General features: G+C 71.3%; 12 protein-coding genes. 5 read left to right on the plus strand and 7 right to left on the minus strand.

The annotated features are described in order from the left end of the window. The first annotated feature begins 126 nt into the window (after positions 1-126). Entirely contained in the window at positions 127-1,416 is a 1,290-nt protein-coding gene (locus tag ACFWZ2_RS07280) for an MFS transporter (protein ID WP_384543128.1), read from the plus strand. Between the two features lie 17 nt (positions 1,417-1,433). Here ACFWZ2_RS07280 and ACFWZ2_RS07285 read toward each other — a convergent pair whose 3' ends face one another. Together ACFWZ2_RS07285 and lpdA are read right to left on the minus strand one after the other, a co-directional pair. Beyond that, positions 1,434-3,590 carry an MMPL family transporter gene (locus ACFWZ2_RS07285; RefSeq protein WP_384543131.1) on the minus strand — a complete coding sequence of 719 codons (2,157 nt, stop codon included), beginning with the start codon at positions 3,588-3,590 and terminating at the stop codon, positions 1,434-1,436. A 129-nt stretch (positions 3,591-3,719) separates the two neighbouring features. Next, a complete protein-coding gene (gene lpdA, locus ACFWZ2_RS07290) occupies positions 3,720-5,123 on the minus strand; it encodes a dihydrolipoyl dehydrogenase (protein WP_384543133.1) in 1,404 nt (467 codons plus the stop codon). Between the two features lie 300 nt (positions 5,124-5,423). Here lpdA and ACFWZ2_RS07295 point away from each other — a divergent pair, with 300 nt between their 5' ends. Further along, positions 5,424-6,287 carry an SAM-dependent methyltransferase gene (locus tag ACFWZ2_RS07295; protein WP_384543135.1) on the plus strand — a complete coding sequence of 288 codons (864 nt, stop codon included), beginning with the start codon at positions 5,424-5,426 and terminating at the stop codon, positions 6,285-6,287. Positions 6,288-6,551: 264 nt separating this feature from the next. After that, a complete protein-coding gene (locus ACFWZ2_RS07300; RefSeq protein WP_384543137.1) occupies positions 6,552-7,511 on the plus strand; it encodes a TauD/TfdA dioxygenase family protein in 960 nt (319 codons plus the stop codon). 2 nt (positions 7,512-7,513) lie between these two features. Here the strand turns inward: ACFWZ2_RS07300 and ACFWZ2_RS07305 are convergent, their stop codons facing one another. Next, positions 7,514-8,065: a GNAT family N-acetyltransferase gene (locus ACFWZ2_RS07305; RefSeq protein ID WP_384543140.1), complete on the minus strand. Its 552-nt coding sequence runs from the start codon at positions 8,063-8,065 to the stop codon at positions 7,514-7,516. Positions 8,066-8,281: 216 nt separating this feature from the next. On the opposite strand from ACFWZ2_RS07305, the gene ACFWZ2_RS07310 reads away from it, so the two are divergent. Next, positions 8,282-9,496: a CaiB/BaiF CoA transferase family protein gene (locus ACFWZ2_RS07310; RefSeq protein WP_384543143.1), complete on the plus strand. Its 1,215-nt coding sequence runs from the start codon at positions 8,282-8,284 to the stop codon at positions 9,494-9,496. Between the two features lie 82 nt (positions 9,497-9,578). On the opposite strand, the gene ACFWZ2_RS07315 is transcribed toward ACFWZ2_RS07310, so the two are convergent. The 3 genes from ACFWZ2_RS07315 to ACFWZ2_RS07325 form a co-directional block, all read right to left on the minus strand. Further along, positions 9,579-10,325 carry a cupin domain-containing protein gene (locus tag ACFWZ2_RS07315; protein WP_384543145.1) on the minus strand — a complete coding sequence of 249 codons (747 nt, stop codon included), beginning with the start codon at positions 10,323-10,325 and terminating at the stop codon, positions 9,579-9,581. 149 nt (positions 10,326-10,474) lie between these two features. Continuing rightward, positions 10,475-10,915 (minus strand): SSI family serine proteinase inhibitor, encoded by a 441-nt coding sequence (locus ACFWZ2_RS07320; protein WP_384543147.1) that lies wholly within the window; start codon positions 10,913-10,915, stop codon positions 10,475-10,477. Between the two features lie 282 nt (positions 10,916-11,197). After that, on the minus strand, positions 11,198-12,427 hold the full coding sequence (locus ACFWZ2_RS07325) for a diaminopropionate ammonia-lyase (RefSeq protein ID WP_384543150.1): 1,230 nt from the start codon (positions 12,425-12,427) through the stop codon (positions 11,198-11,200). A 122-nt stretch (positions 12,428-12,549) separates the two neighbouring features. Between ACFWZ2_RS07325 and ACFWZ2_RS07330 the strand changes: the two genes are divergently transcribed. Continuing rightward, entirely contained in the window at positions 12,550-13,470 is a 921-nt protein-coding gene (locus ACFWZ2_RS07330; protein WP_384543153.1) for a LysR family transcriptional regulator, read from the plus strand. A gap of 78 nt (positions 13,471-13,548) precedes the next feature. Here the strand turns inward: ACFWZ2_RS07330 and ACFWZ2_RS07335 are convergent, their stop codons facing one another. Then, positions 13,549-13,992 (minus strand): DUF3093 family protein, encoded by a 444-nt coding sequence (locus tag ACFWZ2_RS07335; protein WP_384543155.1) that lies wholly within the window; start codon positions 13,990-13,992, stop codon positions 13,549-13,551. Between the last annotated feature and the right edge of the window lie 69 nt (positions 13,993-14,061).

The raw sequence follows: 14,061 nt of genomic DNA on the forward strand, positions 1-14,061 counted from the left end.
AGGCGGCGGATTGATCGTGGGTCCACACTTTTCCCGGAAATGCAAATCGAGTGGCCGCTTCGATGGCTGAAGAAACTTTCCCGAACGGGCCGCGGATCGCCGTTCCTGGCACTAGCCTGCTGAGCGGTGGCGGACGGGTCGGGCGAGCCGGATGAGACGGACGGGGAGCGGGGGGCGTACGTGGTGGGGAGCGATCGTGCCCCGGCGCCGACCTCTCTGTGGGCCAACCCCGACTACCGCGCCTTCCTGGTGATTCAGACCCTCTCCGCCCTCGGCGACTCTTTCTCGTTCGTGGCGATACCCCTGCTCGTGCTGCACAGCACCGGATCCGTCGTCCAGATGGGGCTCGTCACCGGACTGACCGGCGTCTCGTCGATCGTCACCGGACTCTTCGCCGGGGTGATCGCCGACCGGGTCGACCGGCGCCGGCTGCTCATGCTCAGCGATGTGGCGCGCTGTCTGCTGTACGCGCTGATCCCGCTGGTCTGGTTCCACGCCACGCCGATGTGGCTGATCTACACGGTCGTTCCGCTCGCCGGCGTCTTCTCGATGCTCTTCCAGGTGACGTACGTGACCGTGGTCCCCGCCCTCGTCGAGCCCGACCAGATCACCCGGGCCAACGCCCATCTCTTCGGCGCGTTCGCCGTCGCGGCGGTCGGCGGACCGACCCTCGCGGGCTTCGTCGCCGCGGCGTTCGGACCCGTCGCCGCCATCGGGATCGACGCCGCGACCTTCGCCGCCTCCGCGGCCGGGCTCCTCCTCGTCAAGCTCCGTCCGGCCCCGCCGCCCACCGCCGAGGAGGCCGAGCGCGCCCAACACGGCGGTGTGCGCGGGGAGTTCCTCGCCGGAGTGCGCTTCCTGTGGGCGCATCCCGTGCTGCGGCCGCTGACGGTGCTGCTCTCCGTGTTCATCTTCCTCACGCACGGCCTGACCGACGTCATCATCTACCGCGTGAAGGAGGACCTCGGCCATGCGGACAGCACCGTCGGCTATGTCCTGAGCGCGGGGACCATCGGTACCTTCCTGGGGTCCTTCGTGGTCACCCGGCTGCGCAAGAGGCTGGGATTCGGGTGGAGTTGGACGGGGGCCGTCGCCCTGGCCGGTGTCGCCGTCGCGTGCCTCGGCATGACCGGGAGCGTGCCGGTGATCGGGCTCGCGTCGGCGGTGATGCTCCTGGCGACAGGGGTGTCCGGGATCTGCTCGATGTCCCTGCGGCAGGAAGTGACGCCCAGTCACCTCCTGGGGCGGGTCACCGCGGCGTTCTGGACCACGCACTACTCGCTCGGCCCGCTGGGCGCCGCCGCCGTCACCGCGGCGGCGGCCGGATTCGGCGTCCCCGCGGTCTGTCTGGCCGTCGGCGCGGGCGTGGTGTGCGTGGCCCTGAGCGGCACGCTGACGGGGATCGTGCGGGGCTGAACGGGGGCGCGACCGCGCTACGGAACCCGCTCGTCCGCACCGTCGGACGGCGGCCCCGCCGCCCCGCCGCCGCCGTTCCGCTTCTCGTCCCCGTGCCCGGGCCACCACGCCGCGTGCCCGATCAGCGCCGTCAGCGCGGGTGTGAAGATCATCGCCATCACGAACGCGGCGATCGCGATGCCGAACGACAGCGAGAAACCCATCTGCGACAGCGTCGAGTTGCCCGCGAGCATCAGCGTCGCGAACGTCCCCGCGAGGATCACGCCCGCCGAGCCGATGGTGGGCCCGGAGTGGCGCACTGCCGTGCCCGCCGCGTCGTGCGGGTCGCGGCCCTCGCGGGCCTCCTCGCGAAGGCGCGACACCATGAGGATGTTGTAGTCCGTGCCGAGCGCGACCACGAACAAGTACATGATCACGGGCAGCATGAACATCAACCCGGGCTGGCTGCCGATCTGTTGGAAGATCAGCGAGGTCGCCCCGAGCGTCGCGCCGAAGCCGAGCGCGACGGACAGCATGAGGTACCAGGGCGCCACCAGGCTGCGCAGGAGCAGGCCGAGGATCACCATGATGGCGAGCGCGGCCACCGGGAAGACCACCGAATAGTCGCGGTCCACCGCCTTGTTGATGTCGACGTACACCGCCGTGGTGCCGCCGACGAGCGCCTGTGTCCCGGGCGGCGCGTCGTCGTGGGCGGTCGGCCGCAGCTCGTCCTTGACCGTGGCGAGCGCCTTCTCGGAGGCCGGGGGATCGGCCAGGACCACGGAGTACGAGGCGGTCGTGCGGTCGGGGCTCAGCCGCGGCGGCGCCACCTCGCCCACGCCCTGGATCTCGGCGAGCTGCCTGCGGAACGCGCTCGCCTCGGCCTCGCCGACGGGCTTGTCGGTGGTCGAGGCCAGATAGACGAAGGTGGGGTCGGTGGTGCCCGCGGGGAAGCCCTTCTGGAGGTTCTTCAGGGCGACCATCGACTCCTTGTCCTTGGGCAGCGAGGAACCCGCGAGGTCGAAGTTGGCCTTGTAGCCGAGCGCGCCGAGTGCGAGCGCGCCCATGAAGAGCGCGGAGACCACGGCCCACACCGCGGGCCTGCGGGCGATGGCGCCGCCGAGCTTGGCGAACCCGGTGCCGTGCGGCTCGCGCTGCCAGGACTTCGAGGGCCAGAACACCTTCGTACCGAGCAGCGAGACCACGGCGGGGACCAGGGTGAGCCCGGCGAGCAGCGTCACGAACACGGCGATCGCGAGCGCCGGGCCCATCGACCGCAGCATGCCGAGCGAGGAGAGGGTGAGCGCGGCGAAGGCGACGATGACCGCGCCCGCCGCCGATGTGATGGCCTCGCCGACCCGTTCGACGGCGTGCACCATGGCGCCCTTGGGATCCTCGCCCGCGCGCAGCGCCTCCCGGTAGCGGAAGAGCAGGAACAGGATGTAGTCGGTGCCGACGCCGAACAGGACGACGGTGAGCAGCTCCTGGATGGAGGAGTCCGCCTTCATGTCGAACGCCTTGTTGGCGGAGGCGATCAGGCCCGTCGCCATGGGCGAGATCAGGCCGATGAGGACCACGGGCAGCAGCGCGATGATGGGGCTGCGGAAGATCACGAGCAGCAGCACGATGATGATCACGATGGTGCCGACGCCGACGAGGATGCCCGCCTTCTTGGACGCGTCGCTCTCGTCGAGCGCCTGCGCCGCGGAGCCGGTGATCCCGGCCGTCAGATCGGTGCCCTTCAGCTCCGGTTTGAGATCGGTCCGCAGCTGCTTCACCGCGTCCTGCTGGGCGGTGTCCTCGGGGTTGGTGATCTTCGGCATCGCCACGACGGACGTCTGCACGAGCCTGTTGGGCGACACCTCGCCCGGCACGACCGCCTGCACGTCGTCGATCTTCTGCGCCTGGAGGTCCTTGGAGATCCGTACGACGTCCGCGGAGTCGGCGGCGGTCAGTTCCTTGCCGTCGGAGCGCTGGAAGACGATGATCGCGCCGATGTTCTGCTGCTTGGGGAACTCCTTCTCCTGCAGATCGGCCGCGCGGATGGACTCGTAGTGGTCGGGAAGGAAGCTCGCCTCATCGCTGCTCGAGGTGAGCTTCGGCGCCAGCGAGATCACCGCGCCGGCCACCACCACCCACGCCAGGATGATCCACCAGGGGCGACGGACGACGAATCGGCCCAGGCCAGAGAACATCTGCTACTGCCTCTCCTCGCCCCCGAGGCACAACAGTCATGTTCCGACAGCATCGGCCGGTCCTGGCGGCCCCGCCACTTGAGCCACTCGACATCGGTCACTCGTGTCGTGGCGGGGCCGCGGGCGGGGTCAGAAGTTGATCATGTGTCCGGCCAGGCCGTGCACGGCCTCCTTGACGGCCTCGCCGAGCGTCGGGTGCGCGTGGACGTTGCGGGCGACCTCGTGGACGGTGAGGTCCCACTGCTGGGCCAGGGTGAGCTCGGGAAGCAGCTCGGTGACATCGGGGCCGATCAGGTGGGCGCCGATGATCTCGCCGTACTTCGCGTCGCTGATGATCTTCACAAAGCCGACGGTGTCGCCGAGGCCGTGCGCCTTGCCGTTCGCCTGGAACGGGAACTTGGCGACCTTGACGTCGAAGCCCTTCTCCTTGGCCTGGGCCTCGGTCCAGCCGAAGCTGGCGATCTGCGGCTGGGAGTAGGTGGCGCGCGGGATCATCGGGTAGTCGAGTTCCATCGTCTCGGCGTCCGCGAGGGTCTCCGCGGCCACCACGCCCATGGACTCGGCGGTGTGCGCGAGCATCAGCTTCGCGGTGACGTCACCGATGGCGAAGATGTGCGGGACGTTCGTGCGGCAGCGCCCGTCGACGTCGATCGCGCCGCGCTCGGTGAGCGCCACGCCCGTCGCCTCCAGGCCGTAGCCGGTGACGTTCGGGGCGAAGCCGATGGCCTGCAGAACCTTGTCGGTCTCCAGGATCTCCTGCTTGCCGTCCTTGCCGGTCACCGTGACCTTGACCTGCTGGCCCGAGTCGTCGATCGACTCCACCCGGGTCGAGGTGCGCACATCGATGCCGAGCTTGCGGTACTGCTTGGCGAGCTCCGCGGAGACGTCCGCGTCCTCCAGCGGCGCGACGCGGTCGAGGAACTCGACGATGGTGACCTTCACGCCGTAGTTGTGCAGGACGTACGCGAACTCGATGCCGATGGCGCCGGCACCCGCGATCACGATGGACTGCGGCAGTTCGTCGGCGAGGATCTGCTCCTCGTACGACACCACGCGCTCGCTCAGGCTGGTGCCGGGCAGCAGCCGGGGCGTGGCACCGGTGGCGATGATGCAGTGGTCGAAGGTGATGGTGCTCGTCGTGCCGTCCGACCCCGCGACCCGCAGCGTGTTCGCGTCCAGGAACGTGCCCCGGCCGTCGAACTCGGTGATCTTGTTCTTCTTCATCAGGAAGTGGACGCCCTTGACCCGGCCCTCCGCGACCCGGCGGCTGCGGCTGAACGCCTCGCCGTAGTCGAAGGACACCTGCCCGTCGACCTTGATGCCGTACGTCTTCTGCTCGTGCGTGAAGAGATGGGCCAGCTCGGCGTTGCGCAGCAGCGCCTTCGTCGGGATGCAGCCGACGTTGAGGCAGACACCGCCCCAGTACTTCTCCTCGACGACCGCTACGCGCTTGCCCAGCTGGGCGGCGCGAATGGCGGCCACATAGCCGCCGGGTCCTGCTCCGAGCACGACGACGTCGAAGCGGTCTTCCATGGGGAGGTCCTCTCTGGGTGGTACGGATCCGGTGGAGCGGATGGCTCTATGTGACGATCATGCGCCATGCGGGGGCCCGGGCGGCGGGCGGGTGTGGCACGCCACAGTCCGTGGCGGCCGCGGTCGCCGTCCCCGTCGGGTGCCCCCGTGCGGAGGCGTGGTACCGGGTGCCGCCAACCTCCTTCCGCCACAAGCCCGTTGGAGATATCGCACACGGTTCACCCGAACGTGGATCACCGGATAGTGTCACGGCAACGGATCACATTCCGTGAACCCCGCGGGAGAGGTGGAGAGCGCGCAGTGGACAGTGACAACCAGCCCGAGACGGCGGCCATTCCCTTCGACGTCCCGACGTCCGCCCGCGCCTACGGCTGGATGCTGGGCGGCAAGGACAACTACGAGGTGGACCGCAGCTTCCTGCTCTCCACCCTGCCCTCGTTCCCCGAGTGCGTCGACATCGCCCGGCAGAACCGCGAGTTCCTCTTCCGCGTGGTGCGGTATCTGACCCGCGAGGCGGGCATCCGCCAGTTCATCGACATGGGCTGCGGGCTGCCCACCGACGACAACGTCCACCAGGTCGCCCAGCGGTTCGCCCCGGACGCCCGCGTCGTCTACGTCGACGCCGACCCGATCGTCCTCGCGCACGGTCGCGCGCTGCTCGCCGACGACGCCTCCACCACCGTGATCACCGGCGACATGCGCGACCAGGAGGCGATCCTCGGCCATCCCGACGTGGCCCGCCTCATCGACTTCGACGAACCGGTCGCCGTGCTCTTCCTGTCCGTCGGCCACCACCTCACCGACGCCGACGGACCCACGCGGATCCTGCGCACCATCATCGACCGCGCGGCGCCCGGCAGCCTGCTCGGCTTCTCGCAGGTCGTCGCCGACGACCCGGCCCGTGGCGCGGCGATGACCGCGCACATCTCCGGCGGCGGCGTCCCGTGGCAGACCCGCACGCCCGCCGAGGTCGACGCGCTCCTTGAGGGCCTCGAACCTCTGGAGCCCGGCCTGGTGAACCTCGTCGACTGGCGCCCCGACGCCGACCAGCCGCCCCTCGCCCCGGTCCACGAGGACCTGCTCCCGTACCTCGGCGCCACCGAACTCAACAAGGGGATCTACGAGTACGGGGGCGTCCTGCGCAAGCCGCTCGGCAACGGCTGAGCCGGGCGAGGGCGGTCGCGCCCACCGGGGGACACGGTTGACCCGCAGCGAACGGCGTCCCACAATGACGACCATGATCCAGCACCTGACCGCCGCCGTACGGACGTTCAACGTTCCGTGGCGGTGCGGGTGCGAGCGATCGGGCCGCTAGCTGTACGGAGTCGCGTCCGCGCAGCTGTACGGAGGAGTTCGCCTCCGCAGCCGTACGGAGTCATCTCCGCACCGTCGCCCGCCCGTTCCCGCGCCCCGAAGGATCAGATCCCCATGACGGTCACCGAACCGACCTCGCCCCGGGCCCAGGCCCCCACGTCTCCCGCACTCCGCGCGGCCCGTGTCCCCGCCGACGGCATGTACGAAGGGCGGCGCGTCCTGCGCCGGTTGCCGGAGGGCTGGGAGGAGCGGCCCTACGAACGGATCGACGTCGTTCCGCAGGGCGCCCTCATCGGTGCCGAGATCCGCGGCGTCGACCTCGCGGGGCCCCTGACGCCCGTGCTGCGCGAGGAGTTGAACCGGGCCCTGCTCGAATGGAAGGTGCTGTTCTTCCGGGGCGCGGACATCACCCCGGAGCAGCAGCGCGCCTTCGCCCTCAACTGGGGCGAGCTGGAGACCAATCCGCTGCTCGCGCGCGGCTCCGCCGACGACGTCGTCCGCTTCGACAAGGGTGGCAGTGCCGCACCGACGTATGAGAACGTCTGGCACGCGGACGTCACCTTCCGCGAACGCCCCGCCCTGGGCGCCGTGTTGCAGCTGCGCGAGGTGCCGCCGTACGGCGGTGACACGCTGTGGGCGGACATGGCGGCCGCGTACGACAACCTCCCCGACGACATCAAGGCGTGCATCGAGGGCGCGCAGGCTGTGCACGATTTCATCCCCGGGTTCGCCCGCTTCTACGGTCCCGGCCAACTCGCCCCGCACCAGGACCGGTTCCCGCCCGTCACCCACCCCGTGGTGCGCAGGCACCCGGAGACCGGTCGCCGGATGCTGTTCGTCAACACGTCCTTCACCACGCACATCGTCGGCATGGACCGGGCGGAGAGCGACCGGCTGCTGGGGTTCCTCGTGCGACAGGCCCATGTGCCGGAGTACCAGGTGCGGTTCCACTGGCAGGCGGGCGACGTCGCCTTCTGGGACAACCGCGCCACACAGCACTACGCCGTCGACGACTACGCCCCGCACCGCCGCGTCGCCGAGCGGGTCGCCATCGCGGGCGACCGCCCGTACTGAACTCAGCCGTCCCTGCGCGCCTCCCAGCGCACCTCGCCGTCCTCGACCACGTCGGTGGCGGCGAGACCGGCCGCCGCCGCGACGGCTGCGGACGCCCCGTGATCGGGATGGACATGCGCCACGAACCTGCGCACGTGCCGCTCCGCCAGCCAGTCGACCAGGCCGCGCGCCGCCTCCGACGCGAAGCCACGCCCCTGCCAGGGCGTCCCGATCACCCAGGCGACCTCCGCGACAGAACCACCCTCACGGCCACCCCGCACAACCGTCGCCTGCACCGTCCCCACCAGACACGGCTCCCCGCCCCCGTCCCGAAGCCGCACCACCCAGTTGAGCCAGGAGACACCGGGGTCGGGGGACCCGGCGAGCATCCGCCGATAACGGACACGCAGCGCCGCCACGTCATCGGGCGCGCCCCCGATGAAGGTGTGCAACGCCCGGTCACCGAGCACCACGGCCATCTCCTCGGCGTGCCCGACACGCAACGGCACCAGGTCGAGACGGGCGGTACGGATCTCGGCGGGCGTGCACGCGGGGCCAGGGAAAGGGGTATTCATGAGGGCAGTGTGCCTGCGTCGGCGGTCGTTCCAGGCTTCGACTACGACCGCGCCGAGCGCTGCCCGAGAATCTTGTTGCGCTGTTCGTCCGGCGCGTGCTGCTCTGTCATGGTCGAAGACCGTGGACCCGGAGCCGCCGGGCGCGGATACGTTGGGGGAGTAGGCCATTTCACGTTCTGGGTCTGCCGAAGTCCTGCTGATGGCGGGGGCCTGCCGATGACGGGCGTGCCCAGTGGCGCCCTCGACGGGCTCAAGGTGCTGGACCTTTCGCGGGTCCTCGCCGGGCCGTACTGCGCGCAGATGCTCGCGGATCACGGTGCCGATGTCATCAAGGTCGAACCGCCGGCCGGTGACGAGACGCGGGGGTGGGGGCCGCCGTTCGTCGCGGCGGGCACCTCCGCGTACTACCGGAATCTCAACCGGGACAAGAAGAACATCGTCGTCGATCTGTCGGTGCCCGAAGGGCGGGACATCCTCGCCAGTCTGCTGCGCGACGCCGACGTGCTCGTGGAGAACTTCAAGGCGGGCACCCTGGCGAAGTGGGGTTACGGCGACGACGAGATCCAGCGCCGGTTCCCCGCGCTGATCCACTGCCGCATCACCGGCTTCGGCACGGACGGGCCGCTCGGCGGGCAGCCGGGATACGACGCCGTGCTGCAGGCGTACGGCGGCCTGATGAGCGTCAATGGGGAGGCCGATGGACCGCCGCTGCGGGTCGGTGTGCCGGTCGTCGACCAGGTCACCGGGATCCTCGCCTTCTCCGGCATCCTGCTCGCGCTGAACGAACGCCACCGCTCCGGAGTCGGTCAACTCGTCGACTGCACGCTCCTGGACACCGCCGTCAGCCTGCTCCATCCGCACTCGGCGACCTGGCTCGCGAACGGCACCGTGCCGCACCGCACCGGCTCCGCGCATCCCACCATCGCCCCCTACGACGCGTTCACCGCGGCCGACGGACCGGTCTTCATCGCGGTCGGCAACGACCGCCAGTTCGGCGCGCTCGCCGAGGTGTTGGGGGTGCCCGGCCTGGCGGACGACCCCCGCTTCCGTACGAACCCGGACCGCGTGCGCCACCAACAGGAGCTGCGCACCGCCCTGGAGAAGCCCGTCGCCGCCCACTCCCGCACCGAACTGACCGCACTCCTCACCTCCCGGGGCATCCCCGCCTCACCCGTGCATGACGTCGCCGAGGCCCTGACCGCACCGCAGGTCCGCCACCGGGGCCTGGTCGTCGAAGAAGGGGAGTACCGCGGGCTCGCCTCGCCCGTGTCGCTGTCCCGCACTCCGGCGCGGACAGGTCCGGAGGTGCGGGGCGCGGGGGCGGACACGTGGGAGGTGCTCGGCGCGGCCGGGTACGACGCGGCGGCCATCGAGGAGGCGGTGGCGCGGGGCGTCGTGCGGGGGCCCGCGGCGGGGCGCGACGACGGGTGAGGTGATGGTGTCGGGGGCGGGTCGGTACGGAGGGGTTCGCTCACGTCACGTCGTACGCGTCTCACGTCACGTCGTACGCGTCCTACGCCACGTCGTACACGTCCAGTCGGCCGCACATCCCGAACCTGCCGCGCGCGGCGGGCTGTTCGGACCGCACCGCGGCGCGCGCCAGATGGCCCGCGTCGCCGGCTTCGAGCCGGTCGAGCTGTGCGCCGGTCGCCTCGGCCGCGGCGGACGCACCCGCCCGCCAGCGGTCGCGCCACTCCGCGGCCAGCGGGCGGACCAGGGCGACGGCCGCCCGGTGGAAGGCGGCAAGGGGTTCCGGGTCCCCGGCCCCGGTCGCCTCGCGGAGCGCGGTGAACCCCTCGACGGCGAGGTCGCGGCGGCGCAGGGCCGCGGCCGCCAGCTCCTCCTCGGTGCCATCGGCGGGCAGCGTGACGGCCGCGCGGTAGGTGTCGGGGTCGGCGAGCAGCTGCGGCGGCAGGGTGAGGACCGCGTCGCCCGCCTCGGGGAGGCCGCAGTTCTGCATGAGGACGGTGATGGTCAACTCGCCCTCGTTGACCAGGCGGTGGATGGTGCCGGGCGTGAACCACACCAGCGCGCCCGGGGAGAGGGGCGTCTGCCGGAAGCCGGACGCGGTCAGGGTCTGTACGGCGCCGCGGCCGTCGTTCACCGCGTACCCCTCCGAACAGGTCAGGTGCAGATGGGGAGTTCCGCCGCGCAGTCCGTCCGCGGCGGGCCAGTCGTACACGCGGAGCCGCGACACTCCGATGCCGCCGGGCAGTCCCTCGTACGTCGTGGGCGCGTCGGGTGGTTTCGCCAGGTTCACCGGGGGCTCCTCGCGTCGTGGGCTGCGGCCGGGGAACGACACTACGGCCCCCGGTGTCCGAAGACACCGGGGGCCGCCCCGCGTCCCGACCGCCTTCCCCCACGAAAGGTGCCGGGACTCCCCTGAGTGTGGTCCAGGGTGAGGTCTCGTCAGAAGGTGAGTGCCGCACCCTCCCCGAGACCGGCCTTCATCATGCAGGCGTTGGAGAACGTGGCGGACCACTGGACGTGTCTGCCGCCCCAGACGCCCCCGGCCGTCACTACGACGGGCCGCCACTCCTTCGTACACGCCACGCTCGGCTCGGCACCGACCAGTTCACCGAACTGTCCGTCCACCATGGCCAGTTCGGCGCAGGCGGCGGCCGCGGCCGGGTGGCTGCCGGCGGGCCGGGGCGCACAGGTGAGCGTCACCGCGCGCTCCACGGTGGCCGTGGCGGTGTCTTCGCCGTGGCCGACCGTGAGAACGAGGGCGGAGGGCGCGTAGAGGCTCGTCGGCTTCGGGGCCTCGGCCTGTGCGATGCCTGCAGTCGTGCTGAGGACGCAGACCGCCGCGGCGGCGGCTGCGCCCGCTGCCTTGAGGGTGCGACGCATGGTGGACTCTCCTTCGATGGATGCGGGTGGTGACTGCGGTGAGGAGTCTCGCCGGTGCGGAGAGTGAGCGCCATATGGATGGTCGATTTCCGGATGTGCGCGTTCGGTAAGCGGTGGCCGTACGCTCGTTCGGGCAGCTCAGGGGCGGTGGCGCGGCCGCGCGCGATGTGTCCAGCATGTGGACGCGCGGCATTGGTATAAGCCCTAACTAAGTTCTGACCTGCGCGAACGGGGAATTGGTTCTTTCTTCGACCACCTGCATCGACCGGAAATGATCGCTGGTCATCGGTGTACGCTGCCCTGGGTCCGATGTGCCTGGTGCGCCCGGTGTTCCTGGAGCTGCGGGTTGGCCGCGGCGCCCTCGGTGCTCAGCAGCACGACGGTCGACGACGCGTCGACCCCGAGTGCGGCACGGCGCTCGGCGGCGCCCGCACCCGACAGGGCCGCCCGCACACCGGCGAGCGGAGCCGCGCCGCACGGCCCCGACGGGACGCCGAGACCCGTCAAGTCGCCCAGGGCCAGGGCGCTTTGGGGGTCGGTGACGGCGACGGCCGCGTCGAACCCCTCGCGCAGCGCGGGCCAGGCGAGCGCCGACGGAGTGCCGCAGTTCAGCCCGGCCATGGTCGTGACGCCGGTCGGCACGCTGGTCAGACGCCCGGCGCGCAGGCTGGCCAGCACGCAGGCGGCCGCGTCGGGCTCCACGGAAAGCAGCGCGGGAGCCGCCCCACCTGCGGAAGCGCCCGCCGAGGCACCCTCCGTAGTGCCTGCCGAAGCGCCCGCCGCCCGCCCGCGATAGTGCGTGACGGCGGCCTGTGCGAGCGACCCGACGCCCACCGGCACGGCGACGAGGTTGGGCGAATTCACGCCGACTTCGCCCAGTTGGGCATCGATCTCCGCGAAAAGCGTGGAGTATCCCTCGACGATCAGTGCGGGAATCTCCTCGTAGCCGTCCCACGCGGTGTCCTGGATGAGCACCGCGTCCGGTGCGTCGGCCGCGTCCGCCGCCCGGCGCACCGCGACGTCGTACGGCCCCGGCACCTCCGTCACTTCGGCGCCCTCGTCCCGGATGGCGGCGACGGCCACCGGATGCACGCCTTCGGGGACGAACACGTGCGCGTTCTGCCCGAGTTGCCGCGCCATCCGTGCCACGGCACGGCCGTGATTGCCGTCGGTGGCGGCGACCAGGCGCAGCGGCCCGCCCGCGCCGTCCGCCGCACCTCCGCCCGAGCGCTTCGCGAGGACCCGGTGGATCGCCCAGGACGCGCCGAGCGCCTTGAAGGCGGGCAGCCCGAGCCGCGCCGACTCGTCCTTGACGAAGACCCGCCCGACCTCCAACTCCTCGGCGAGGGCGGGCAGATCGTGCAGGGGAGTGGGGGCGTAGCCGGGCAGCGAGGCGTGGAAGTCCCGTGCGTCGGACGGCGTCGGGGCGCAGGTCCAGGAGCGCGCGGCGGGGCGCGCGTACCAGGGGAGGAGGGAGGCGGAACCGGTCGCGGAGTGAGTCTCTTGATCCATCACGGGATCAGCCTGCGGCGACCCCCTCCCTTTGGTCCAGCGCATGTTTCCGACCAATAATGATCAGCGAAACCGATGATTCGCCGAGACACGTACCGAGAAGCACCTGGAGAAGGACGCGGATGTTCGACCTGCACCGGCTGCGTCTCCTGCGCGAGCTGAAGCACCGGGGCACGCTCGCTGCGGTCGCCACCGCCCTGTCGTACAGCCCCTCTTCCGTCTCCCAGCAGCTCTCCCAGCTGGAGACCGAGGTGGGCGTGCCCCTTCTGGAACCGGTGGGGCGGCGGGTGCGGCTCACCCCGCAGGCCGAGATCCTCGTGACGCACACGGAGGCGGTGCTCGAACGGCTGGAGCGCGCGGAGGCGGACATCGCCACCTCCCTCTCCGGCCTGTCGGGAACGCTGCGCGTCGCCTCGTTCCAGACCGCGGCGCTGGCCCTGGTCCCTGCCGCACTGAACCTGCTGCGCGCCGCGCACCCCGCGCTGCGCCTCCACGTCACCCAGGCCGAACCGGAGGCCGCGCTGCCCGCGTTGCTCGCCCGCGACTTCGATCTGGTGATCGCCGAGGAGTACCCGGGCGATCCGAGCCCGCGCCCCGCCGAACTCCATCAGGAGGACCTCTGCGACGACCCGCTGCGTCTGGCGGTGCCCGCCGCCGACGACCGGGACACCCGCCGGGGGAGCGACCCGCGGGCCGAGCTGCGTGCGCACGCCGACCGGCCCTGGGTCATGGAGCCGGACGGCAGCGCGGCCCGGCGCTGGGCGACGACGCTGTGCCGCGCTGCCGGTTTCGAGCCCGACGTACGCTTCGAGTCCACCGACCTGCTGCTCCATCTGCGGCTCGTCGAACAGGGGCATGCGGTGGCACTGCTCCCCGACCTGGTGTGGAGCGACCGCGAACCGACCGTGGAGCTCGGCCAGTTGCCCACGGGGCAGCGCACCCGCCGCCTGTTCACCGCCGTCCGCGCGGGCCGCAGCGGCCATCCCGCGATCCTGGCCTGCCGCCGGGCACTGCGGCAGGCGGCCGCGCACCCCGAGCGCTGAGGCCGACCGTGCGCTGCCGACGAGGCCGCTGAGGCCGACCGTCCGCTGCTGACCAGGGCGCGCAGGCCGTGCGGCCGCTCAACTCCGGGTGAACGCCAGCACGGTCGCCAGGTTCATCGGCCTGCGCGTCGAGAGATAGACGTACGGAGCGCCGCCGTACGCGTTCCGCAACTCGATGCGCAGCGCGGTGGGGACGTACGAACGCAGGAGCAGCAGCGCGTACGGATTCGCCCTGACCGTGCGCCATTCGAAGGCCTCACGCTCGTCGAGGATCTCCGTCGCGCCGAGCGCCTCGATCGGGATCGTCCGCTCGCCGACGACGAGAGAGCCCGGGGTCACGAGGATGCGCACGCGGCCGTGCGCGTACACGACCGCGGCGGACACCGCGATGGCGACCGCGGCGGCCGTCAGTGCGGCGAACACGCCGAAGGGGAACGCCCCGAGCCCGAGACCGACTCCGCCGACGACGACCAGAGCCCACCAGGAGCGGGGCACGCTGAGCCGCTCTTCGTAGAGGTGCATGACCGCATCCTGGCAGGTCGGCACGGTGCCCCCGGCGGTGGGTTCCCGCCGAAGCGCGATCGGGAGGCA

It is taken from the genome of Streptomyces sp. NPDC059002 (assembly GCF_042740435.1).
Classification (GTDB): Bacteria; Actinomycetota; Actinomycetes; order Streptomycetales; family Streptomycetaceae; genus Streptomyces.

Bases quoted from the DNA above. Each gene is read 5' to 3' on its own strand.
- ACFWZ2_RS07285 (WP_384543131.1), bottom strand. From the start codon at position 3,590: ATGTTCTCTGGCCTGGGCCGATTCGTCGTCCGTCGCCCCTGGTGGATC.
- lpdA (WP_384543133.1), bottom strand. From the start codon at position 5,123: ATGGAAGACCGCTTCGACGTCGTCGTGCTCGGAGCAGGACCCGGCGGC.
- ACFWZ2_RS07305 (WP_384543140.1), bottom strand. From the start codon at position 8,065: ATGAATACCCCTTTCCCTGGCCCCGCGTGCACGCCCGCCGAGATCCGT.
- ACFWZ2_RS07325 (WP_384543150.1), bottom strand. From the start codon at position 12,427: ATGGATCAAGAGACTCACTCCGCGACCGGTTCCGCCTCCCTCCTCCCC.
- ACFWZ2_RS07330 (WP_384543153.1), top strand. From the start codon at position 12,550: ATGTTCGACCTGCACCGGCTGCGTCTCCTGCGCGAGCTGAAGCACCGG.
- ACFWZ2_RS07320 (WP_384543147.1), bottom strand. From the start codon at position 10,915: ATGCGTCGCACCCTCAAGGCAGCGGGCGCAGCCGCCGCCGCGGCGGTC.
- ACFWZ2_RS07300 (WP_384543137.1), top strand. From the start codon at position 6,552: ATGACGGTCACCGAACCGACCTCGCCCCGGGCCCAGGCCCCCACGTCT.
- ACFWZ2_RS07310 (WP_384543143.1), top strand. From the start codon at position 8,282: ATGACGGGCGTGCCCAGTGGCGCCCTCGACGGGCTCAAGGTGCTGGAC.
- ACFWZ2_RS07335 (WP_384543155.1), bottom strand. From the start codon at position 13,992: ATGCACCTCTACGAAGAGCGGCTCAGCGTGCCCCGCTCCTGGTGGGCT.